Origin of the sequence: Halalkalicoccus paucihalophilus (assembly GCF_001593955.1) — an archaeon.
Classification (GTDB): domain Archaea; phylum Halobacteriota; class Halobacteria; order Halobacteriales; family Halalkalicoccaceae; genus Halalkalicoccus; species Halalkalicoccus paucihalophilus.
The window spans coordinates 315121-332161 of record NZ_LTAZ01000004.1 but is presented as its reverse complement, the minus strand read 5'-3'; the positions used below and the strand labels follow the sequence as shown (position 1 = coordinate 332161).

At 65.4% G+C, this 17041-nt stretch carries 19 protein-coding genes; 9 read left to right on the top strand and 10 right to left on the bottom strand.

The annotated features are described in order from the left end of the window. Window positions 1–40 precede the first annotated feature (40 nt). The gene (locus HAPAU_RS06880) at window positions 41–916 is read left to right on the top strand and encodes an NAD+ synthase (protein WP_066381938.1); all 876 of its coding nucleotides are present in this window, start codon (window positions 41–43) and stop codon (window positions 914–916) included. Window positions 917–1224: 308 nt separating this feature from the next. On the opposite strand, the gene HAPAU_RS06875 is transcribed toward HAPAU_RS06880, so the two are convergent. From HAPAU_RS06875 to HAPAU_RS06865, 3 genes are read right to left on the bottom strand one after another with little or no spacing between them, the layout of a single operon-like run. Then, window positions 1225–1944, bottom strand: a complete 720-nt coding sequence (locus HAPAU_RS06875; protein ID WP_066380991.1) for a hypothetical protein — start codon at window positions 1942–1944, stop codon at window positions 1225–1227. A 45-nt stretch (window positions 1945–1989) separates the two neighbouring features. Next, complete coding sequence (locus tag HAPAU_RS06870; RefSeq protein WP_066380990.1) at window positions 1990–2628, bottom strand: hypothetical protein; 639 nt, start codon at window positions 2626–2628, stop codon at window positions 1990–1992. A gap of 53 nt (window positions 2629–2681) precedes the next feature. Then, window positions 2682–3176 carry a CBS domain-containing protein gene (locus tag HAPAU_RS06865; protein ID WP_066380989.1) on the bottom strand — a complete coding sequence of 165 codons (495 nt, stop codon included), beginning with the start codon at window positions 3174–3176 and terminating at the stop codon, window positions 2682–2684. Between the two features lie 88 nt (window positions 3177–3264). Here HAPAU_RS06865 and HAPAU_RS06860 point away from each other — a divergent pair, with 88 nt between their 5' ends. Continuing rightward, entirely contained in the window at window positions 3265–4719 is a 1455-nt protein-coding gene (locus HAPAU_RS06860; RefSeq protein ID WP_066380988.1) for an HVO_0234 family beta-propeller protein, read from the top strand. Here HAPAU_RS06860 and HAPAU_RS21605 read toward each other — a convergent pair. Together HAPAU_RS21605 and HAPAU_RS06855 are read right to left on the bottom strand one after the other, a co-directional pair. After that, window positions 4716–4868 (bottom strand): hypothetical protein, encoded by a 153-nt coding sequence (locus HAPAU_RS21605; RefSeq protein WP_169802630.1) that lies wholly within the window; start codon window positions 4866–4868, stop codon window positions 4716–4718. The genes HAPAU_RS06860 and HAPAU_RS21605 overlap by 4 nt on opposite strands. A 43-nt stretch (window positions 4869–4911) precedes the next feature. Then, complete coding sequence (locus HAPAU_RS06855) at window positions 4912–6102, bottom strand: redox-regulated ATPase YchF (protein ID WP_066380987.1); 1191 nt, start codon at window positions 6100–6102, stop codon at window positions 4912–4914. 136 nt (window positions 6103–6238) lie between these two features. Between HAPAU_RS06855 and HAPAU_RS06850 the strand changes: the two genes are divergently transcribed. Then, window positions 6239–6757 carry a gamma carbonic anhydrase family protein gene (locus tag HAPAU_RS06850; RefSeq protein WP_066380986.1) on the top strand — a complete coding sequence of 173 codons (519 nt, stop codon included), beginning with the start codon at window positions 6239–6241 and terminating at the stop codon, window positions 6755–6757. On the opposite strand, the gene HAPAU_RS06845 is transcribed toward HAPAU_RS06850, so the two are convergent. After that, window positions 6758–8095, bottom strand: a complete 1338-nt coding sequence (locus HAPAU_RS06845; protein ID WP_066380985.1) for a S8 family peptidase — start codon at window positions 8093–8095, stop codon at window positions 6758–6760. Window positions 8096–8242: 147 nt separating this feature from the next. On the opposite strand from HAPAU_RS06845, the gene HAPAU_RS06840 reads away from it, so the two are divergent. Then, window positions 8243–9064, top strand: a complete 822-nt coding sequence (locus tag HAPAU_RS06840) for an alpha/beta fold hydrolase (protein ID WP_066380981.1) — start codon at window positions 8243–8245, stop codon at window positions 9062–9064. Window positions 9065–9079: 15 nt separating this feature from the next. Here the strand turns inward: HAPAU_RS06840 and HAPAU_RS06835 are convergent, their stop codons facing one another. From HAPAU_RS06835 to HAPAU_RS06825, 3 genes are all read right to left on the bottom strand, one after another. Further along, complete coding sequence (locus HAPAU_RS06835; protein WP_066380979.1) at window positions 9080–9799, bottom strand: fumarylacetoacetate hydrolase family protein; 720 nt, start codon at window positions 9797–9799, stop codon at window positions 9080–9082. 62 nt (window positions 9800–9861) lie between these two features. Next, the gene (locus tag HAPAU_RS06830; protein ID WP_066380975.1) at window positions 9862–10563 is read right to left on the bottom strand and encodes an HAD family hydrolase; all 702 of its coding nucleotides are present in this window, start codon (window positions 10561–10563) and stop codon (window positions 9862–9864) included. Next, window positions 10556–11224, bottom strand: a complete 669-nt coding sequence (locus HAPAU_RS06825; protein ID WP_066380973.1) for an SOS response-associated peptidase — start codon at window positions 11222–11224, stop codon at window positions 10556–10558. The genes HAPAU_RS06830 and HAPAU_RS06825 overlap by 8 nt, the downstream gene beginning before the upstream one ends. A gap of 85 nt (window positions 11225–11309) precedes the next feature. Between HAPAU_RS06825 and HAPAU_RS06820 the strand changes: the two genes are divergently transcribed. From HAPAU_RS06820 to HAPAU_RS06805, 5 genes are all read left to right on the top strand, one after another. Further along, window positions 11310–12314, top strand: coding sequence for a sodium:calcium antiporter (locus HAPAU_RS06820; protein WP_066380971.1), 1005 nt, complete (start codon window positions 11310–11312; stop codon window positions 12312–12314). 36 nt (window positions 12315–12350) lie between these two features. Then, entirely contained in the window at window positions 12351–13595 is a 1245-nt protein-coding gene (locus tag HAPAU_RS06815) for an ornithine cyclodeaminase (RefSeq protein WP_066380970.1), read from the top strand. Between the two features lie 322 nt (window positions 13596–13917). Then, window positions 13918–14058 (top strand): hypothetical protein, encoded by a 141-nt coding sequence (locus HAPAU_RS21600; protein ID WP_169802629.1) that lies wholly within the window; start codon window positions 13918–13920, stop codon window positions 14056–14058. Further along, complete coding sequence (gene aceA, locus HAPAU_RS06810) at window positions 14055–15119, top strand: isocitrate lyase (protein ID WP_066380968.1); 1065 nt, start codon at window positions 14055–14057, stop codon at window positions 15117–15119. The genes HAPAU_RS21600 and aceA overlap by 4 nt, the downstream gene beginning before the upstream one ends. Before the next feature lie 74 nt (window positions 15120–15193). Beyond that, the gene (locus HAPAU_RS06805; RefSeq protein ID WP_066380966.1) at window positions 15194–16144 is read left to right on the top strand and encodes a phytoene/squalene synthase family protein; all 951 of its coding nucleotides are present in this window, start codon (window positions 15194–15196) and stop codon (window positions 16142–16144) included. Here HAPAU_RS06805 and cruF read toward each other — a convergent pair. After that, the gene (gene cruF, locus HAPAU_RS06800; protein WP_245634042.1) at window positions 16141–16971 is read right to left on the bottom strand and encodes a bisanhydrobacterioruberin hydratase; all 831 of its coding nucleotides are present in this window, start codon (window positions 16969–16971) and stop codon (window positions 16141–16143) included. The genes HAPAU_RS06805 and cruF overlap by 4 nt on opposite strands. Window positions 16972–17041 lie beyond the last annotated feature (70 nt).

The window sequence follows — 17041 nt, the reverse complement described above, 5'->3', positions numbered from 1 at the left end:
AAAGAACGAGAATATCGTGAAAAGAGAACGTATCAACGGTATCTCGGAGATATATACGACGAACGATCGATTAGGAACTGATCGCCACGAGGAGGGGTTTCTGACGGACCCCATCGAGGCCGAGCGGGTTCGAGCGGAGGTCGTCTCGTTCGTTCGTCAGTGTGTCGAGGAGGCGGATGCGGAGGGCGTCGTCGTCCCGATGAGCGGCGGTATCGACTCGACGGTGACGGCAGCCGTCGCCGCGGCGGCGCTCGAACCCGACCGAGTACTGGCTTTGGGGCTCCCCTGCCACAAGACCGAGTATCCGGACACGAGCGACGCCCGGACGATCGCGACGGGGTTGGGAATCGAGCACCGGGAGATCCAGCTTCGGGGACTCCTCGACCGCTTCGAGGAGCGGGTCGCATCGACGTTGGGGTCGACGGCCGACCAAGACGTGACCGGGAACGTCGTCGCGCGGTTGCGAATGGTCTGTGCGTACTACGCCGCGAACACGCGCTCGGCGCTCGTGCTCGGAACGGCGAACCGCTCGGAACTCCTGCTCGGGTACTTCACGAAGTACGGCGACGGCGGGGCCGACCTGTTCCCGCTCGGCGACCTCTACAAGACCGAGATACGGGCGCTCGCGCCGCGCGTCGGCGTACCCAAACGGATCATCGAAAAGGATCCGACCGCGGGGTTCTGGGTGGGCCAGACCGACGAAGAGGACCTCGGTGCGACCTACGACGTGATCGATCGGATCCTGTTACGTCTCGTCGACCGGGACGAACACCCCGAAACGGTCGCCGCTGAACTCGATGTCAGGGTCGACGCCGTCGAGGAGTACGGCCACCACTGTGTGGCCTCCGCCCACAAGCGAACGTCGCCACCCACGCCCGGAATCGGTGACCGGGTGTCCTCGACACCGGCTCGATGAGCGAGACCAAATAGAGCCGTACCGATGCCGACTCCGTCTCCGTGACGGTCGTCACTGGCGGAAAAGTCTCTCCTGGCGTTTCGATACACGGTAGCTCCGGCCGCCGCGGAACGGCTCCGCCGGTGGCGGCCAATGCCGAGGATTCACATGGCAGGTGGGGTTCGGATCGCGGCCTCTACTGTTCTCCAAGCGCCGTTCGTGTGTGTTGTTCTATCATACCATGCCATGAGTCTCGAATCCACTCGTATAAACCTATCCGGTGTATGATATAGACGTATTAGGATTCCTAATATCGATCATACCGGCGCTCACAACGAGACCCGTCGGAGGTCGCTTTCGACCTCCTCGACGTGATCGTTGTACGCCTCGACGAACCCGCCAAACGCGGGGGTGTGTTCGCGGATGTCGGTCGCCGAGGGCGGTTCGTACTGCGAGAGCAGGTAGACGCCGCCCGAGCCGCCGATTCGGAGGTAGGAGGTCGTATCGCCCTCCCACTTCAGCTCCCAGCGCGTCCCCGACACCCGCGTCGTGAACGTCCCGTAGTCGCCGCCCTCGTAGCGGTGGAGTTCGCCCGCGATCCGATCACAGACCTTTCGGATCCGGTCGAGGACCCGATCCCGCTGGGCGACCACGTCGTCGGTCGTCTCCACGGCCGGGAACGACGTCTCCACGCCGTCGAGGACGCCGTCGAGCGAGCGGACGTACTCGTTGTACGCCTCGACGAAGGCCCCGTAATTCGAGAGGGCCTCCGCGAGCGCCTCGGGATCGGGCGGCTGTTTCGTCGAGACGACGTAGGTCTCCGAGCCGGAAGTCGGGTCGTATCGGAGGTACTGCAGGTCGCCGGCCTCGTACTTGACGGTCCACTCGCCGCGCGAGGTGGCAAAGGACCGCTGGCCGTAATCGCCGCCCTGCAGCCGGGCGAGCTGGTAGGCGACCTGCCCCGCGTGGTCGCGAACCGCCGCCACGAGGTCGTCGCGTCGAGCAGCGATCTCCCCGATATCTGCGTCGAGAGCCGGCAACGAGGTCATACCGGAACATAGGCATCGAGGGGGATAACGCGTGCGTCTCTCACGTCACCGGTCACCGGCGCGCACGCGTTTTCGTAGCGCTGGCGTCGGGATCCGGACTGCGACGGCGACGATAGCGACGCCCGCGATCAGCGCAACGGCGACCAACAGCGCGTGAATCGCGGTCAGTTCGCCGACCGGGACCGGCAGCAACGTCCAGAGGATCCCGATCGCACCGAAGACGACGCCGAAACCGGCGAGCCACTCGCCGATCGGCGTTCCCGTCGTCCACCGAGCGATCCGGATCAGCGCCCCACAGACGAGCGCACTGACGACCACGATCGCCAGCAGGAAGGTCCCGAACTCGAGAACCGAAACGGACGTCTCGGGCATCGAGATGCCCGCAAGCGTATCGATCGCCCACGCGATCGCTCGTCCGACCGCGGCGAATACGGCGTCGATCGCACCGGCGACGGCGAAAAACGCTCCTACTGACACATCGACGGCCGTTTCGCGCACGCTCGCGAGTGCGGCGGCGTCGAGGTACGCCGTCCAGTAGGCGACGGCGTGGACGGCCCCGATCAACCCGCCGACGGCGAGAATTGCCAGCGGCCGCTCCCATGCGGTTCGCGCGACGATCGCCACGAGCACGAGCGCGAGCACTACCGTTCCCCCCGTCACCGTGATCCCCCATAGTTCGAACATCGTTCCCCAGTCAACTGTCCGATTGATCACCCAGCGTAGAGAACCTTCCGCTCTCAGGGGTCCAGTTCCGTCCGCAGCGCCTGCAGGAGGTCCTCGCGGGTGATGATCCCGACCAGTCGACCGTTTTCGAGGACCGGCACGCGGTTGATGTCGCGCTCCTCGCCCGCGAGGATCGAGAGCACCTCGCCGACCCCGGCGTCGGCCTCGACGGTGACCACGTCGCGGGTCATGATCTCACGGACGTCCTTGCGGGCGTTCTTCACGAAGTCGATGCCCAGATCCAGTTCGTCGAGCGAGAAGTCCACCGCATAGGGCAGCGTCTCGCTGAACGGCGGCACTCCGATAGGGATCCAGACCAGCCGGTCCTTCTTGCGAAAGAGCCGCACGAGGTCGCCCTGCGTGACGATCCCGACCACTCGATCGCCCTCGACGATCGGAAAGCCGTTGAAATCCGCCTTCGCGAGGCGTTCGAGCACGTCGCCGACCTCGTCGTCGGGGTGGGCGGTCTCGACGTCGGTCGTCATGATGTCGCGGGCAACGAGGTCCATGTGAAGTGGTGGCCCGGCGGGGGGCTATGTCTTGTGGTCGGGCGGTGCAACGGAAAGCCTCATCGGCGTCGCGCGAGTAGCGCCGACAATGAGTACGGCCGCCGAGGGTGGCGACGAGGGATTTCTCACGTTCTACCGCGAGTACGCCCACACCGGTATCCACACCATCACCGCGACCGCCCTGACCGCCTTCGGGCTGTTGACGTTCGTCCACCGGGGATTCGTCGTCCTAGCCATCGCAGTCTACGTCCTCCCACCGGTCTACCTCTACCTGACCCGCAACGGGAAGACTCCGGAGCCGGTCGAGACGGACGGCACAACGGGCGAAGCGGCCGGTTCGGAACGGTCGGCCGTCTCCGAATCCGTCTCCGAGAGGAAATCTGTAGACCCCGACGACGGAACCGCAACGCGCGACCGAGGACCGTCACGGCCCGGAGAGACGGCGGACGCCGGGGATCACGGATCGACCGCCGCAGACGTGGCTGACACCAGCGAGAACGACGGGGAAACGCCGGGAGCGACGGGCGCGGGGGGGTCTGCGACCGCCGGGACCGAAACCGGATCAGCGAACGAGGGGAGCCCGGAGACCGCACCCGACCCGTCCGGCGAAGGTGCCGGGGACGAACCGACGCCGGCGGGCGCTACGGACGACGAACCCGCCGACGGGGACCTGCAGGACGAGGGATCGGACGAATGGACCGGGATCGACTCTCCGACCGAGGAGACGCTATTAGACGCCGTCGTGGCGGGCGAGAGCGCGTACGCGGTCGGAACGAACGGCGTCCTGCTCGCACGCGATCCGGTAGACGGGTGGGAGCTCGCACTCGAGAGCGGTCCGGGGGCCGCCTCGGAGACGCTCCGTGGGGTCGACCCGACCGCCGACGGCGGAGCGGTCTGGATCGCGGGCGACGGCGGCGTCCTCGGGCGCTACGATCCCGAGGCGGACCGTCATACGGATCACTCGGCGCCCGAGGGGATCACCGATAACTGGGCCGACCTCGCGGTCGCCGGGGCGGCCGGCGGCGAGCGCCTCGCGCTCGTCAACGGGTCGGGCCAGGTCCTGCTGGGTAGCTACGACGGGTCCGAGATCGAGTGGAACGACCCCGTCAAACCGGGCAGCGGCTCCTCGATGAGCGCCATCGAGTTCGTCGACGACTCGCTCGGCTACTGCTGTGACACCAACGCCGGTGTCTACCGGCTTCAAGGGGAAGAGTTCGAGCAGGTCGGAATCGAGGACGCGAGCGGGTTCGACGCGCTCGCGGTCACCGACGAGATCGTCGCCGTCGCGAACGGTTCCGGGGTCGTCCAGCGCTTCGACGGGAGCGTCTGGACGCCGGTCCGCGTCGCCGAGGCCGCGCTCTCGGGGCTCGCGGTCGGCGATAAGGAGTGGCTCGCGGCCGGCGCGGGCGGGGCGATCTACGAGAACCGAGAGGGGGACTGGGAGCGCGTCGATTCGCCGACGGAGGCGGACATCCACGGGATCGCCATCGGTGGGGTTTCCGTGGCGGTCGGCGAGGGCGGAACGGTCCTCGAACGGGATTAGCGTCCGCTGGTGACGTTCGTGCTGTTGCACTCGGGACACTGGGTGAGCCGCCCGAGTTTCGGTACCTCGACTTCGGCCCACTCCTCGCCCCCCGAGGCGGCGGTAAAGCCGCAGCTCAGACACCGCGAGTCGGTTCGTGCACTCGCCATACTGTGATCTACGGTAGCGGACCACATAGTCGTTTTCGTTCGGTCAGTTCGTCGAAACGATCTCGATAACGTCGCGGTGTTCGAGTTCGTGGCTCGAACCGACCTGTCGGTTGCTCCGGCAGTCGATCCCGTGGAGCAGCCCCTCGCCGATATCGGAGTGCAGGAAATAGGCGAAGTCCTCGGTGGTCGAACCCTCGGGCAGGACGAAACAGTCGCGCATGAACGTCCCGTCCTCGGGTTCACCGTTCGCCGAGCCCGGAAACACCGCGATGGCGTCGAGTTCCTCGAACAACGCGGTCTCCAGGGCGCGCTGGACGCCCGTGCCCTCGAACTCGTGGACGAACTCCTGTATCTGGCTCAGTCCCGCCTCCTGATCGGCCGAGAGCTCTCCCTGGATCTCGAAGTCGCCGTCGCCGGGCCGGTAGTCGACCGCACCCTGCTCGTCGGCGCGTTTCAGCGCCTTCTCGGCGTGGGCGCTCGCGGGGACGATCGTCAGGTGCTCGTAGTCGGGATCCGACGTGATCGCCTCGTAGTTCTCCCGGGCTTTCGGGGTGTCCATCTTGTTGGCCGCGATCACCATGGGCTTCGTCTCCGTTCGGATCTCGCGGGCGAGCGCTTCGCGATCGTCGGGATCCCACTCGATGGGGTCGAAGCCGATGTCGAGCCGGAGGATCAGCCGTTTGATCTCGTCCTTGTTCGTCCGGAAGGCGCTCATCTGTTCGGCGAGTTCGACCTCGATGGCCGCCTCCTTGCCCGCGTACCGGTTTGAGAACTTCTCGATACCCTTCTCGAGGATTTCGAGGTACCACATGTCGAGTTCGGTCTCTAGGAAGTCGATGTCGTCGCGCGGATCGTGGCCCTCGGTGGGTTCGCCCTCGGCGTCGGTCGTCCCCGAGAAGTCGACGACGTGGACCAGCACGTCCGTCTCGTTGAGGTCGGTCAGGAACTGGTTTCCGAGCCCGTTGCCCTCGTGGGCACCGGGGATCAAGCCAGCGACGTCGACGAGTTTCGTCGGGACGAACCGAACCTCGTCCCGGCAGAAGCCCGTCTCGGGGGTACACGCGTGGTCGAACTCGGGGGCGGCACACTCGACACGGACGTACGCCTCGCCCACGCTCGGGTCGATGGTCGTGAAGGGGTAGGCTCCCTCGGGGACGTCGTTCATGGTCGCGGCGTTGAAGAAGGTCGACTTGCCTACCGAGGGCTTGCCGACGAGGCCGATTCTGTAACTCATTACCCGAGGTGGTCGGACGGCGACCGAAAGGGTTGCGAACCCGTTGCTTAGCGGTCCGTGCTGGCACACCACCTAGCCGGGTTCGGCGAAGGAGACGACGGGAACCGTTTTGTATATGTTCGTTGTTAGCACACATATGTCCAGGGAACGAAGCTACGCGTTCGAGGGAGAAGAGCCGGAAATCGATGGGTCGGCCCGCGTCAGCCGCGAGTCGACGCTCGTGGGCGACGTGCGAGTCGCCGCGGACGCGAGCGTCTGGCCGGGGGCGGTCCTCCGGGGCGATATCGGTCCCGTGAGCGTCGGGGAACGGTCACACGTCGGGGACAACGCGACGATCCACTCCTCCACCCTCGGCGACCGGGTCATGATCGGCCACGGGGCGGTGTTGAACGACGCGACGGTCGAGGACGGCGCGCTCGTGGGATTCAACGCCTCGATCAACTCCCACGTCACCGTCGGGGCCGGTAGCATCGTTGCCAGCGGAACCACCGTACCGGAGGGCTACGAGATCCCCGAAAAATCGTTCGTTCGGGGGGTGCCCGCGGAGGTGACGCCGCTTTCGGAGACGACGATCGACCCCGAGGAGATCTTCGAAGAACACTCCTCGGGTGCCTATACGGACCTCGCCGAACGCCACGACGAACTGTTCGAGTGACTATCGGACCCGTTCGACGGTGTTCAGGACGTTGATCCGGCCCGCACCGAACTCGGGACCGGATCGCCCGTTGACAAGTTCGGCGCCGTGGGCGACGGCGCTCTCGACCCGGTTCGCGTTCATGTCGGGAGCGAGTTCGCGGACGAGGCCGACGAGCCCGGCGACCTGCGGGGCGGCCATCGAGGTGCCGGCCTTCCAGCCATAGGTCTCGTCGGGTTCCGTCGAGTAGATGAGATTCGTCGGATACGGCCACTCGACGTCAGCATCGGGATCGAGCGTCTCCTCCAGCGTTTCGTACCCGCCGCCGGGTGCGCCGACCTCGATCGCGTTCGTTCCGTAGTTCGAGTAGAACGCGAGTTCATCGTTCGGTGTCGTCGCCGAGACCGTCATCACACCCTGGACGGTGCCAGGGAGATAGTGCCAGTTGTCGCAGGTCTCCACCTCCACTTCCTCGCCGTCCTCGTTTTCTTCTACGAACGTTGTACACGACTGGCCCTGCTGGAGGTTCGTCTCGGCGTTGCCCGAGGAGACCGTCTGGACGGTTCCGCGCCGGACGGCGTCCTGCATCACCCGCTGGATCGCGACACGAAGCCCGTCGCTGTTGGCTTGCGGCGGGAACGGCCCCGCACCGAGGCTGAAGTTCGCGGCGTCGGCCCCGATCTCCGCCGCGTAGTCCGCCCCGGCGAGGACATCGGCGAAGGTGCTGCTATCGGGTCCGAGGACCCTAACAGAAACGAGTTCGGCGTTCGGGGCGGTACCGGTGACGCCGACGTCGCCGGTCGCCGCCGCAGTTCCGGCGACGTGGGTGCCGTGGTCGCCGCTATCGCCGATGTGGGGGCCTTCCTCGCCGCCGTTGACGAACGAGACGCTCAGCTCCTCGTTGAAGTTCCCCGCGAGATCAGGGTGGGTGCCGTCGACGCCGGTGTCGGCGATGACGATCCTGGAGCCCTCGCCGGTGGCGTAGTCGTGGGCCGCGAACGTGTCGGTGATCTCCTTGTCCCACTGGAGATCGGTGAAGGCGGCGTCCTCGGTCGTCTGCGGCGCGGTTTCAACCGGTTCAGAGAACTCGACCTCGAAGTTCGGCGTCACGCCGCTGACGCCGCCGACCGAACCGAGTTCGTCCGCCGAACCCGCCGGTCCCGAAACGATCAGTACCGAGCCGCCCGCGAGCTCCCGCGTCACCGAGAACTCGGCGTTCTCGATTCGATTCCGCGATCCACCGGTCACGATATACGTCTCCACGGAATCGGCGCTCGCCGTCCCGACCGTTCCCACTGTCAGTCCCGCCGCGGCGATCCCGCGGAGGAGTCGTCTTCGGGTCGTGTTCTCGTTTATCATTATTTCAGTCGATAGGAGAACATGTGAAACGAAAACTCTTTTCTAGTTTTGAGATTAATAAATATAAACTAATTATTTTATGAATGTTTCTAGAGGAGGTGGCGTGGCAAGCGAACGATTCAGGGGTGTTCGTCCCGTAGATCGGCCGTGTCCACTGCAGACGCCCCGACGATCGGGCTCGCCTACGACGACGACGGCTCCGGCCCACCGCTCGTGTTCCTCCACGGCGGGTGGCTCTCGGCCGAGAGCTGGGATCCCCAGCGTGAACGCTTCGGCGAGGAGTATCGAATCGTCACCCCGGACCTCCGGGGCCACGGCCGAACCGGTCCCTCCGAGGCGCGTCGCTATTCGATCGGCCTCCTGACCGAGGACCTCGATGCGCTCCTCTCCGAACTCGAAGTCGACGAGGCCGTGATCTGTGGGCTCTCGCTCGGGTCGATGGTCGCCCAGTCGTACGCCGCCCGACACCCCGAACGAGTCCGTGGACTCCTGCTCGCGGGCGCGGTTCAGACGTTCCCGCCGGTGTCGATCCCGGGGCCGATGAAACGCCTGCTCACGCCGCTTCCCATGCTGGCGAGTTCGCTTTCGTTTACCGGCAGCAGAACGACCTTTCGCTCGCTGCTCTCGACCATTCGTCCGTTGAACGGCGGGCCGTGGCTCGCCCACGACCCCGAGGTCCGGGCCGTGGCCCTCGAAACCGTCGATCGGATGCCCGAAGACGAGTTCAAGAAGGTGTTTGCGGCGCTCTATCGATTCCGCCCGCCCGAACTCGACGGGCTCTCCGTACCCGCCCGCGTCGTCTACGGCGAACACGAGGTTTCGCCGGTCAAACGCCAGAGCGCAGACCTCGCACGGGCGCTCGGCTGTGACGTCTACGAGATCCGCGACGCCGCCCACCTGGTCAACCGGGACAATCCGGAGGCGTTCGACGAGGTCCTGTCGGGACTGCTCGACGAGGTCGAGGGTTGAGGGCGTCGAACGACCCTACCGGTCCGGTTGCGCGACCCCGTTTCTGAGCGTGCCGACGCCCTCGTAGGTGATCTCGATTTCGTTTCCGGGTTCGATGGTTCCGGGATTTGCGGGGCTGCCGAAGGCGATCGCGTCGCCCGGCGAGAACGTGAAACGCTCGGAGAGATAGGAGACGACCTCGTAGGGGTCGAAGAGCATCAGTTCGGTGTTGGCCTCCTGACGGCGCTCGCCGTCGATCTCGGTGTGCATGTCGATCCCCCGCGGGTCGAGGTCCGTCTCGATCCACGGTCCCAGCGGGCCCGACCCGTCGAAGGCCTTTCTCGCAGTGCGCCCCTGCTGGTCCAGCGCGTCGACGTCGTTCATGATCGTATATCCTCGAACCACGTCGGGGACCTCCTCGATCGGGACGTTCTTACACTTCTGGCCGATGATGGCGACGAGTTCGCCGGCGTACGTGACCTCCTCGGAGAACGTCGGGTACGGAATCGGCGTGTCGGTTGGAATCACGGAGACTGGCGGCTTGATGAAGAAGTCGGGCTCTTCGGGGCGCTCGTAGTCCATCTGGTCGAGCGTCTCGGCGTAGTTGCGCCCGACACAGTAGAGCGCCGAGGGCACACAGGGCGCGAGCAGGTCCTCGCGGTCGATCTCGTACTCGTCGGTATCGGTACTGAGCGTGCCGTCCTCGAACTCCCCTTCCTTGGGGCCGTCGTCGGTCAGGGCGCGAGCGAGTCGCATACCTCTGCTCGGAACGGGGGGACCGTATGCTATTCGCTTGTGATCGGGATCACGAAGGCGGGCTACGTTGCCGACCCCGCGTCCGGCTGGAACGCCTCGTAGTCGCCCCGACAGATCACGGGCAGGTCTTCTAAACTTCCGATTTCGTAGGTCGGCGCGGCGGGCAGGTCGTAGTCCTCGCGATGCGGGCGGCGGATGAACGCACAGTCGAGGCCGACCTCGTTTGCCGCCAGCACGTCGACCCCGCTGTCGCCGACGTAGAGCGCGTTCCGGGTGTCGAGATCCGAAAGCGCGCGCTCGATGTAGTAGCCACTCGGCTTCTTCCGGTCGATCCCCGCCAGCGTGGGCTCGCGACCGTAGTGGGTCTCGAAGTAGGGGTGCAGGTCGTAGTGATCGAGGATGAACTCGATGGTGCGGTGTTGGTTGTTGCTGACGACGCCCAGCGCGGGCGAGAGTTCGTCGAGTGCGGCGATGTCCCCGTAGAGGGGCTTTCCGCCGTTTCTGATCGACTCGCACTGGGCGCGCGAAGTGATCATGTCGCGGCGATACCAGAGGTCGTCGGCATTCAGATCGTACTCGGCCGTGAGTTCGGCGATCGACTCGCGTGTGACCCCGAGCAGCGCTTCTACCTCCTCCTCGCTGGGCGAGACGCCGAACTCGTCGTAGGTCTCGCGGATCGCTCCGCGGAGCACCGCTCTATCAGTGCGTTCGACGAGCACGCCGTCGTTGTCGAAGACGACCGCGTCGTACTCGGCCTCAGACATCCGCGGCCTCCCGAACGAGTTCCGGCGAATCGTTTCCGGGGCTGTTGACCGCCGTCGAGACGGGGTACGTCCGTAACTCCTCGGCGGGCGCGAGCGAGAAGGGCTCTCCGGAGAGCCACTCGCGTTCGTGCTCGCGGGAGAGGATCACGGCCATCCGGTGGTGGAGTTTCTCGACCACCTCGTTGGGTTCGGTGGTGACGACCGCGAAGGTCTCGATCGCCGCGGGTTCCTCGGAATCGGGACCGCCTCCCGAGAACGAATCGAGGCCCGTCTGTTTCGTCGGGGGCTCCCAGCGTGTCCGGAGGCCGGCCATCGCGAAGGGGTCGCCGTCCCGGCGGGTGACGTAGTAGGGCCGCTTGCCGCCGTCGGCCTCGACCCACTCGTAGAAGCCGTTCGCGGGGACCAAACACCGCCGGGCGTCCCTGAAACTCGGCTTCTCCTCGATGGTCTCGGCGCGGGCGTTGATCAGGTCGCGTTCCTCGTCGGCCCATTCGGGGGTCAGTCCCCAGCGCGCGAGGCGGATCTCCTCGGCGTCGTCGGGGACGATCGGCAGGTGCTGGCTCGGCGCGGCGTTGTAGGTCGGGGAGGTTTCGGGAACGGGAACCGAAAACCGTTCGGCGAGTTCGTCGGGCGGGGCGAAGAGCGCGTAGCGTCCACACATGGGTGAACGGAGGCATCGAGACACCATAAGCCCCCGGCGTCACACAACGACACCGGTTTACTCGCGGGACGAAACCGGGGAGACGATGTGGACGCTCGCGTGGTTCGTGGCCCTCGCGCTGTTCGGAACCGCCGTCGTCTGGCGGGCCAGCGGCTGGCTCGAAACGTCCGCCGACCGGCTCTCGGCGTACTACGGCCTGCCCGCGATCGTTCAGGGGGCGATCGTCGTCGCGGTCGGTTCCAGTTTCCCCGAACTCATGACCGCCGTGATCGCCCCGCTGATCCACGGCGAGTTCGAACTCGGCGTCGGCGCGATCATCGGGTCGGCGATCTTCAACGTCTTCGTGATCCCGGGGCTGGCGGCGACCTTCAGCCCGGGGGCCCTGGACGTGGGTCGTGACGTCGTCTACAAGGAAGCGCAGTTCTACATCATCTCCGTCGCCGTCTTCCTGCTGATGTGCTCGTTCGCGGTGATCTACTACCCGGTCGAGAACGGCGTCTCGGGAACCATCACGCCGACGCTCGCGCTGATCCCGATCGGGACGTACCTCCTCTACGTCTTCATCCAGTACCAGGACACGATCGAACACGACGCGCCCGACGTCTCGGAGGTCGGTGTGAGGAAGCAGTGGGCGTACCTGCTCGCGAGCCTCGTGCTCATCACGGTCGGCGTCGAGGCGCTGGTGCGGGCCGCGATCGGGTTCGGCGGCGTCTTCGGGACGCCGAGTTTCGTCTGGGGGCTCACGGTTGTCGCCGCCGCGACAAGCCTCCCCGACGCCTTCGTCAGCGTCGCGGCCGCCAAACGCGACCACGACGTGACGAGCATCGCCAACGTCTTCGGGAGCAACGTCTTCGACCTCCTGGTCGCGGTCCCCGCGGGGGTGATCGTCGCCGGCGCGGTGACGATCGACTTCGGGGTGGCCGTCCCGCTGATCGCCTTCCTCACGCTCGCGACCATCGCGCTGTTCGCGCTCCTCAGGACCGAGTTCGCGCTTGCTGCCTGGGAGCCGGGTGTGGTTTTGGGACTCTATCTCGCCTTTCTGGTCTGGCTCCTCTTCGAGACCGTCGGGCTGGTCGGCGTGCTCGTATAGCGCAGGGGCTTTCACCCGAGCGCCTGTGTCTCCGGTATGAGCGTCTCGCGAACCGTCGAACTGGAGGGGCACATCATCGACTCGGGCGTGATGGGGCGGTGTATGGGCATCGTCATGGACATGGACGGCTGGTTCGACGTCGAGGAGTTCGACGTCGGAACACGGAAACACGAGGAGAGCTACGCCCGGATGCGCGTCTCCGCCGAGGAGGAGGAGACGCTTCACGAGATCCTCCACCAGCTCAACCAGACCGGCGCGACCCTCGAGGACCCGATCGACGCCGGGATCGAACCCGCGCCCGCAGACCGGGTCGTTCCCGCGGGCTTTTACTCGACGACGAACCACCCGACTGAAATCAGGTACGAGGGGAAGTGGATCGAGGTCGAGCGCATCGAGATGGACTGTGCGGTGGTGGTCGACCCGGAGGGGGGCGACCACGACGGCCCGCGCGCGTACACGAAGGTGCTCAACGCGATCGAGAAGGGGGACCTCGTCGTCACGGGCAACACCGGCATCCGCGTCCACCCGCCCGAGCGTCCACGCGATGCCGGGGGGGCGTTCGGCTTCATGCAGGGCGGGGTCAGCAGCGAGCGCCCCGCGACCACGCAGATCGAGAACGTCGCGAACGCGATCGCCGAAACCAAAGACCGGGGCGGGAACGTGATGGTCGTCGCCGGCCCCGCCGTGATCCACTCGGGGGCGCGAAACGACCTCGCGAGACTGGTCGGCGAGGGCTACGTCGACGCGATCAGCGCGGGCAACGGCTTCGCGGTCCACGACCTCGAGCGGGACCTGTACGGTACTTCACTGGGGATGGACGTCGAGACCTTAGAGCACCCTCGGAAGGGCCACAAGCACCACATCTACACGATCAGTGAGATCATCCGCTCGGGCGGGATCAGCGAGGCCGTCGCGGAGGGAAAGATCGACTCGGGAATTATGTACGAGTGTGTCGAAAACGACGTCCCGTTCGTGCTCGCGGGCTCGATCCGGGACGACGGCCCGCTTCCGGATACTATCACCGACTCGATCGCGGCCCAGAACGCCATCCGTGAGCAGGCCCACGACGCGGACCTCGTGTTGATGCTCGCGACCCTCCTGCATTCGGTTGCGGTCGGCAACTGCCTGCCCTCGACCACCCGGGTCGTCTGCGTCGACATCAACCCCGCCACTGTCACCCAACTACAGGACCGCGGGAGCGCCCAAACCGTAGGAATGGTCACCGACATCGGTACGTTCGTCCCGCTGCTTGCCGACGCGCTGCTCGACGGAAGCGAATGATACCGTCGGTCATGGGAGGATGACCTGCGATGGCATGATTCGACGGGCACCAGCACGTTTTCGACCGTCTCCACAGTCGATTCACGTAGTTATGACCGACAGTACGAGACGACGGCAGTGGCGGTCGACCCCGCCGACGGTGTGTCATATACTGCCAATATTATTAATTAACGATCATGGAGGATCCTTTGTCTATATAAAATGATTAATCGTTATAGTTAAGTAGCAGTTCGGAGTCCACCATATTGTCGTGAAAAATCGTGTACGAAAGCGATTCGCCGCCCGATCGCACCGCCCACAGACCGCCCGAAACCGACACCCAATGTACACCGACACCGACAACACCGGCGTCCCGATCGTTCCACAACTGACCCCCGCGACCACCCCGCGAGACCGCCGCGAGACCATGGAGGAAGAGGTCTGGAGCCACCTCATCGAGACCCCCACGGAGGAAGCGCGATGATAGAGAAGATCGGCAACACCGACACGACCCTCAGGGACATCGACAACCCGGCGGGACGAGAGTTCCGCCGCCAACTGGAGGATCAGCAGTTCGTCTTCGCGCCCGGCGCCTATCACGCACTGGACGCCCGGCTCGCCGAGATGACCGGTCACGACGCGATCTATATGAGCGGCTATTCGACCGTGCTCGGCCAGTTCGGCTTCCCTGACCTGGAGATGGTCTCGATGACCGAGATGGTCGAGAACGCCGAACGCATGGTCGACGCCTGCACTATCCCCGTGATCGCGGACTGTGACACCGGATATGGCGGCGTCCACAACGTCCGACGCGCAGTGCGCGAGTACGAGAAGGCCGGCGTCGCCGCGATCCACATCGAGGACCAGACCACGCCCAAGCGCTGTGGGCACATCGCGGGCAAGCAGATAGTCTCACGTGAGCAGGCCGAAGCCCGCTTCTCGGCGGCGGTCGACGCAAAACAGAGCGAGGACACCGTGGTCATCGCCCGAACGGACGCCTACGGCTCCGCGAACGGCGACTGGGAGGAACACTTGGAACGCGGTCGGCTGTATGCCGACTGTGGGGTCGATCTGGTCTGGCCCGAGATGCCCGATCCGAGCCGGAAGGACGCGACGAAGTACGCAGAAACGATCCACGAGACCCACCCCGATCTGGACCTCGCGTTCAACTACTCCTCGTCCTTTGCGTGGTCGGATCAGGAGGACCCGCTGACCTTCGAGGAGCTGGGTGACCTGGGCTATAAGTACATCTTCATCACCCTGTTCGGGCTGCACTCGGGTGCCCACGCGGTGTACGAGGACTTCAAGCAGCTCGCCGAGGAGGACGAACAGGCCCAGTTCGACCTCGAACAGCGGTATATCGGCCACCCGACCGAATCGCACCACGAACTCTCGCAGGTCAGTCGGTATCAGGACGTCGAGATGGAGTTCGACGCCGAGGCCCGCGCACGCATCGAGGGTTCCGAAGGGTTCGCCGAGGAGCGAGACACCCTCCAGACGACAGAGGAAGGGCCCGAAAACGCCGAAGCGGAGGGCGACGACTGATCGAGCGGTGGTAGGAGGGTACAAACAACTAATAATCGGGCGTCCCTAGGCGGAATCAGGGATCAATGCCCGAAATGGTAGAGAGAGACCACATCGAACAGAGTAAGGCGATTCACCGACGGACCGGTCGAACCTTCTACTACGCGACCCGGCTGCTTCCGGGTCGCGTTCGGGAGGCGACGTACGTCCTGTACGCGTTCTTTCGCGTCGCCGACGAGGTCGTCGACGACGCCGACGGAGTGCCCCCGGGGGAGCAGCGCCAACGGCTCGAATCCTTGCGCGAACAGGCGCTCGGGCGGGCCGACCCCGACGGCCCCGTTCTCGAGGCGTTCCAGTCCATCAAGGAACGCCACGACATCGCCGACGAGGACATCGAAGTCTTCATCGACGCCATGCTGACCGATATCGAGAAACGCCGGTACGGGACCTACGCGGAGCTCGAATCGTACATGAACGGCTCGGCGGCGGCCGTCGGGCGGATGATGACCGCCGTTATGGATCCCGAGGACCCCGAGGCCGCACTCTCACACGCGACCGCACTGGGTGAGGCGTTCCAGTTGACGAACTTCGTTCGAGACGTCCGCGAGGACGTGATCGAGCGCGACCGGATCTACCTGCCCCAGAGTACCCTCGAAGCGGAGGGCGTCTCCGACGAACGGATCGAACGCTTCGAGATGGACGAGAACGTCGCCCACGCGGTCAAGACGGAGCTCACGCGCGCGGAGTCGCTGTACCGCGAGGGCGTCGCCGGCATCAAATACCTCCCGCGGGACTGCCAGCTTCCCGTCCTGCTTGCGGCCGTCCTCTACGCCGAACACCACCGCCTGATCCGCAACTGCGAATACGACGTGTTGAACAACGAGCCCGAACTGGGGACGGCCAGAAAGCTCTGGTTGGTCGTCCGGGTTCGCTGGCACTGGCAGTGGACCACCGACCCCGAGGCGGTCTTCGACCGAGTCAGTGCCGTTCCCGACCGGACGGATCGACGGACCGAACGCCACGGCGAACGGCTCCCGACCCGTTAGGTCCCGAGCACGTTGAAGTCGAACCAGTCGCTCGCGAGGAGAGTCACCAGAAGCGACAACGACAGTGCCACCGGGATCCAGTTGCCGACGGAGGCGTTGATCAGCCCCCAGAGCACGAGAAAGCTCACCAGATCGTCGAGGAAGAAGCCACACCGTTCGAGACGGGCGAGGACGGCCTCGTGGTCGAACGAGAACTGGAGGATCGCGATGGCGACCGATCCGCTGAGAGCCCACCCGAGGTAGTTGATCGCGGGCACGCCGTAGTACCCTCCGGGCACCTCCCACCCCCAGAAGCCGAGCGCGACCGCGCCGGGATCGAGGATCAGATCCAGCGCGAGCACGATCCCGAGGGTGAGCACAAAGCGGCGGAGTAAGGAAGGAGTACCGAGGAACAACAGCGCGAGCAGGTAGCTGTTCAGGAGGATCGGGAAGTAGAAGACTGGAAGGCCGAGGGGTACCAGATCGAACAGCATCGGGCCGAGTTCCACCCCATAGGAGAACTCGCCGTAGGGAAGCCCGGTGAGGACGCCCGCCAGTTCGATCCCCCACGTAAAGAGCGCGAGCACGGAGAGGCCGATGGCAGCCCGCCGATCGATCAGCGGGACGAGTCCGGCCACGAGCGGCGAGACCATTACCAGATTGGCCCCGATCAGCAGGTAGGGGTTCATGGCGAGTTCGGCGGGGATCAGCTCCGCCCGCCCGGCGAGTAGCATCGCGACCCCGACCAGCGGAAAGGTGACGGCGATGGTAAACCTGTTTTCCTCGACGACGCGTTCGAGGGTCGATTCGACTCGCGCTCGCTGGGTCGCCACAGCCGTCTCGCTCACGACTCGCCACCCGTCGTCATATCGAGGCGTTCGGACGGCGGGCACTTAGCACCGTTCGTTTCCTCCCCGC

Bases quoted from the DNA above. Each gene is read 5' to 3' on its own strand.
- HAPAU_RS06875 (WP_066380991.1), bottom strand. From the start codon at position 1,944: ATGACCTCGTTGCCGGCTCTCGACGCAGATATCGGGGAGATCGCTGCT.
- HAPAU_RS06870 (WP_066380990.1), bottom strand. From the start codon at position 2,628: ATGTTCGAACTATGGGGGATCACGGTGACGGGGGGAACGGTAGTGCTC.
- HAPAU_RS06865 (WP_066380989.1), bottom strand. From the start codon at position 3,176: ATGGACCTCGTTGCCCGCGACATCATGACGACCGACGTCGAGACCGCC.
- HAPAU_RS06860 (WP_066380988.1), top strand. From the start codon at position 3,265: ATGAGTACGGCCGCCGAGGGTGGCGACGAGGGATTTCTCACGTTCTAC.
- HAPAU_RS21605 (WP_169802630.1), bottom strand. From the start codon at position 4,868: ATGGCGAGTGCACGAACCGACTCGCGGTGTCTGAGCTGCGGCTTTACC.
- HAPAU_RS06855 (WP_066380987.1), bottom strand. From the start codon at position 6,102: ATGAGTTACAGAATCGGCCTCGTCGGCAAGCCCTCGGTAGGCAAGTCG.
- HAPAU_RS06850 (WP_066380986.1), top strand. From the start codon at position 6,239: ATGTCCAGGGAACGAAGCTACGCGTTCGAGGGAGAAGAGCCGGAAATC.
- HAPAU_RS06845 (WP_066380985.1), bottom strand. From the start codon at position 8,095: ATGATAAACGAGAACACGACCCGAAGACGACTCCTCCGCGGGATCGCC.
- HAPAU_RS06835 (WP_066380979.1), bottom strand. From the start codon at position 9,799: ATGCGACTCGCTCGCGCCCTGACCGACGACGGCCCCAAGGAAGGGGAG.
- HAPAU_RS06830 (WP_066380975.1), bottom strand. From the start codon at position 10,563: ATGTCTGAGGCCGAGTACGACGCGGTCGTCTTCGACAACGACGGCGTG.
- HAPAU_RS06825 (WP_066380973.1), bottom strand. From the start codon at position 11,224: ATGTGTGGACGCTACGCGCTCTTCGCCCCGCCCGACGAACTCGCCGAA.
- HAPAU_RS06820 (WP_066380971.1), top strand. From the start codon at position 11,310: ATGTGGACGCTCGCGTGGTTCGTGGCCCTCGCGCTGTTCGGAACCGCC.
- HAPAU_RS06815 (WP_066380970.1), top strand. From the start codon at position 12,351: ATGAGCGTCTCGCGAACCGTCGAACTGGAGGGGCACATCATCGACTCG.
- HAPAU_RS21600 (WP_169802629.1), top strand. From the start codon at position 13,918: ATGTACACCGACACCGACAACACCGGCGTCCCGATCGTTCCACAACTG.
- aceA (WP_066380968.1), top strand. From the start codon at position 14,055: ATGATAGAGAAGATCGGCAACACCGACACGACCCTCAGGGACATCGAC.
- HAPAU_RS06805 (WP_066380966.1), top strand. From the start codon at position 15,194: ATGGTAGAGAGAGACCACATCGAACAGAGTAAGGCGATTCACCGACGG.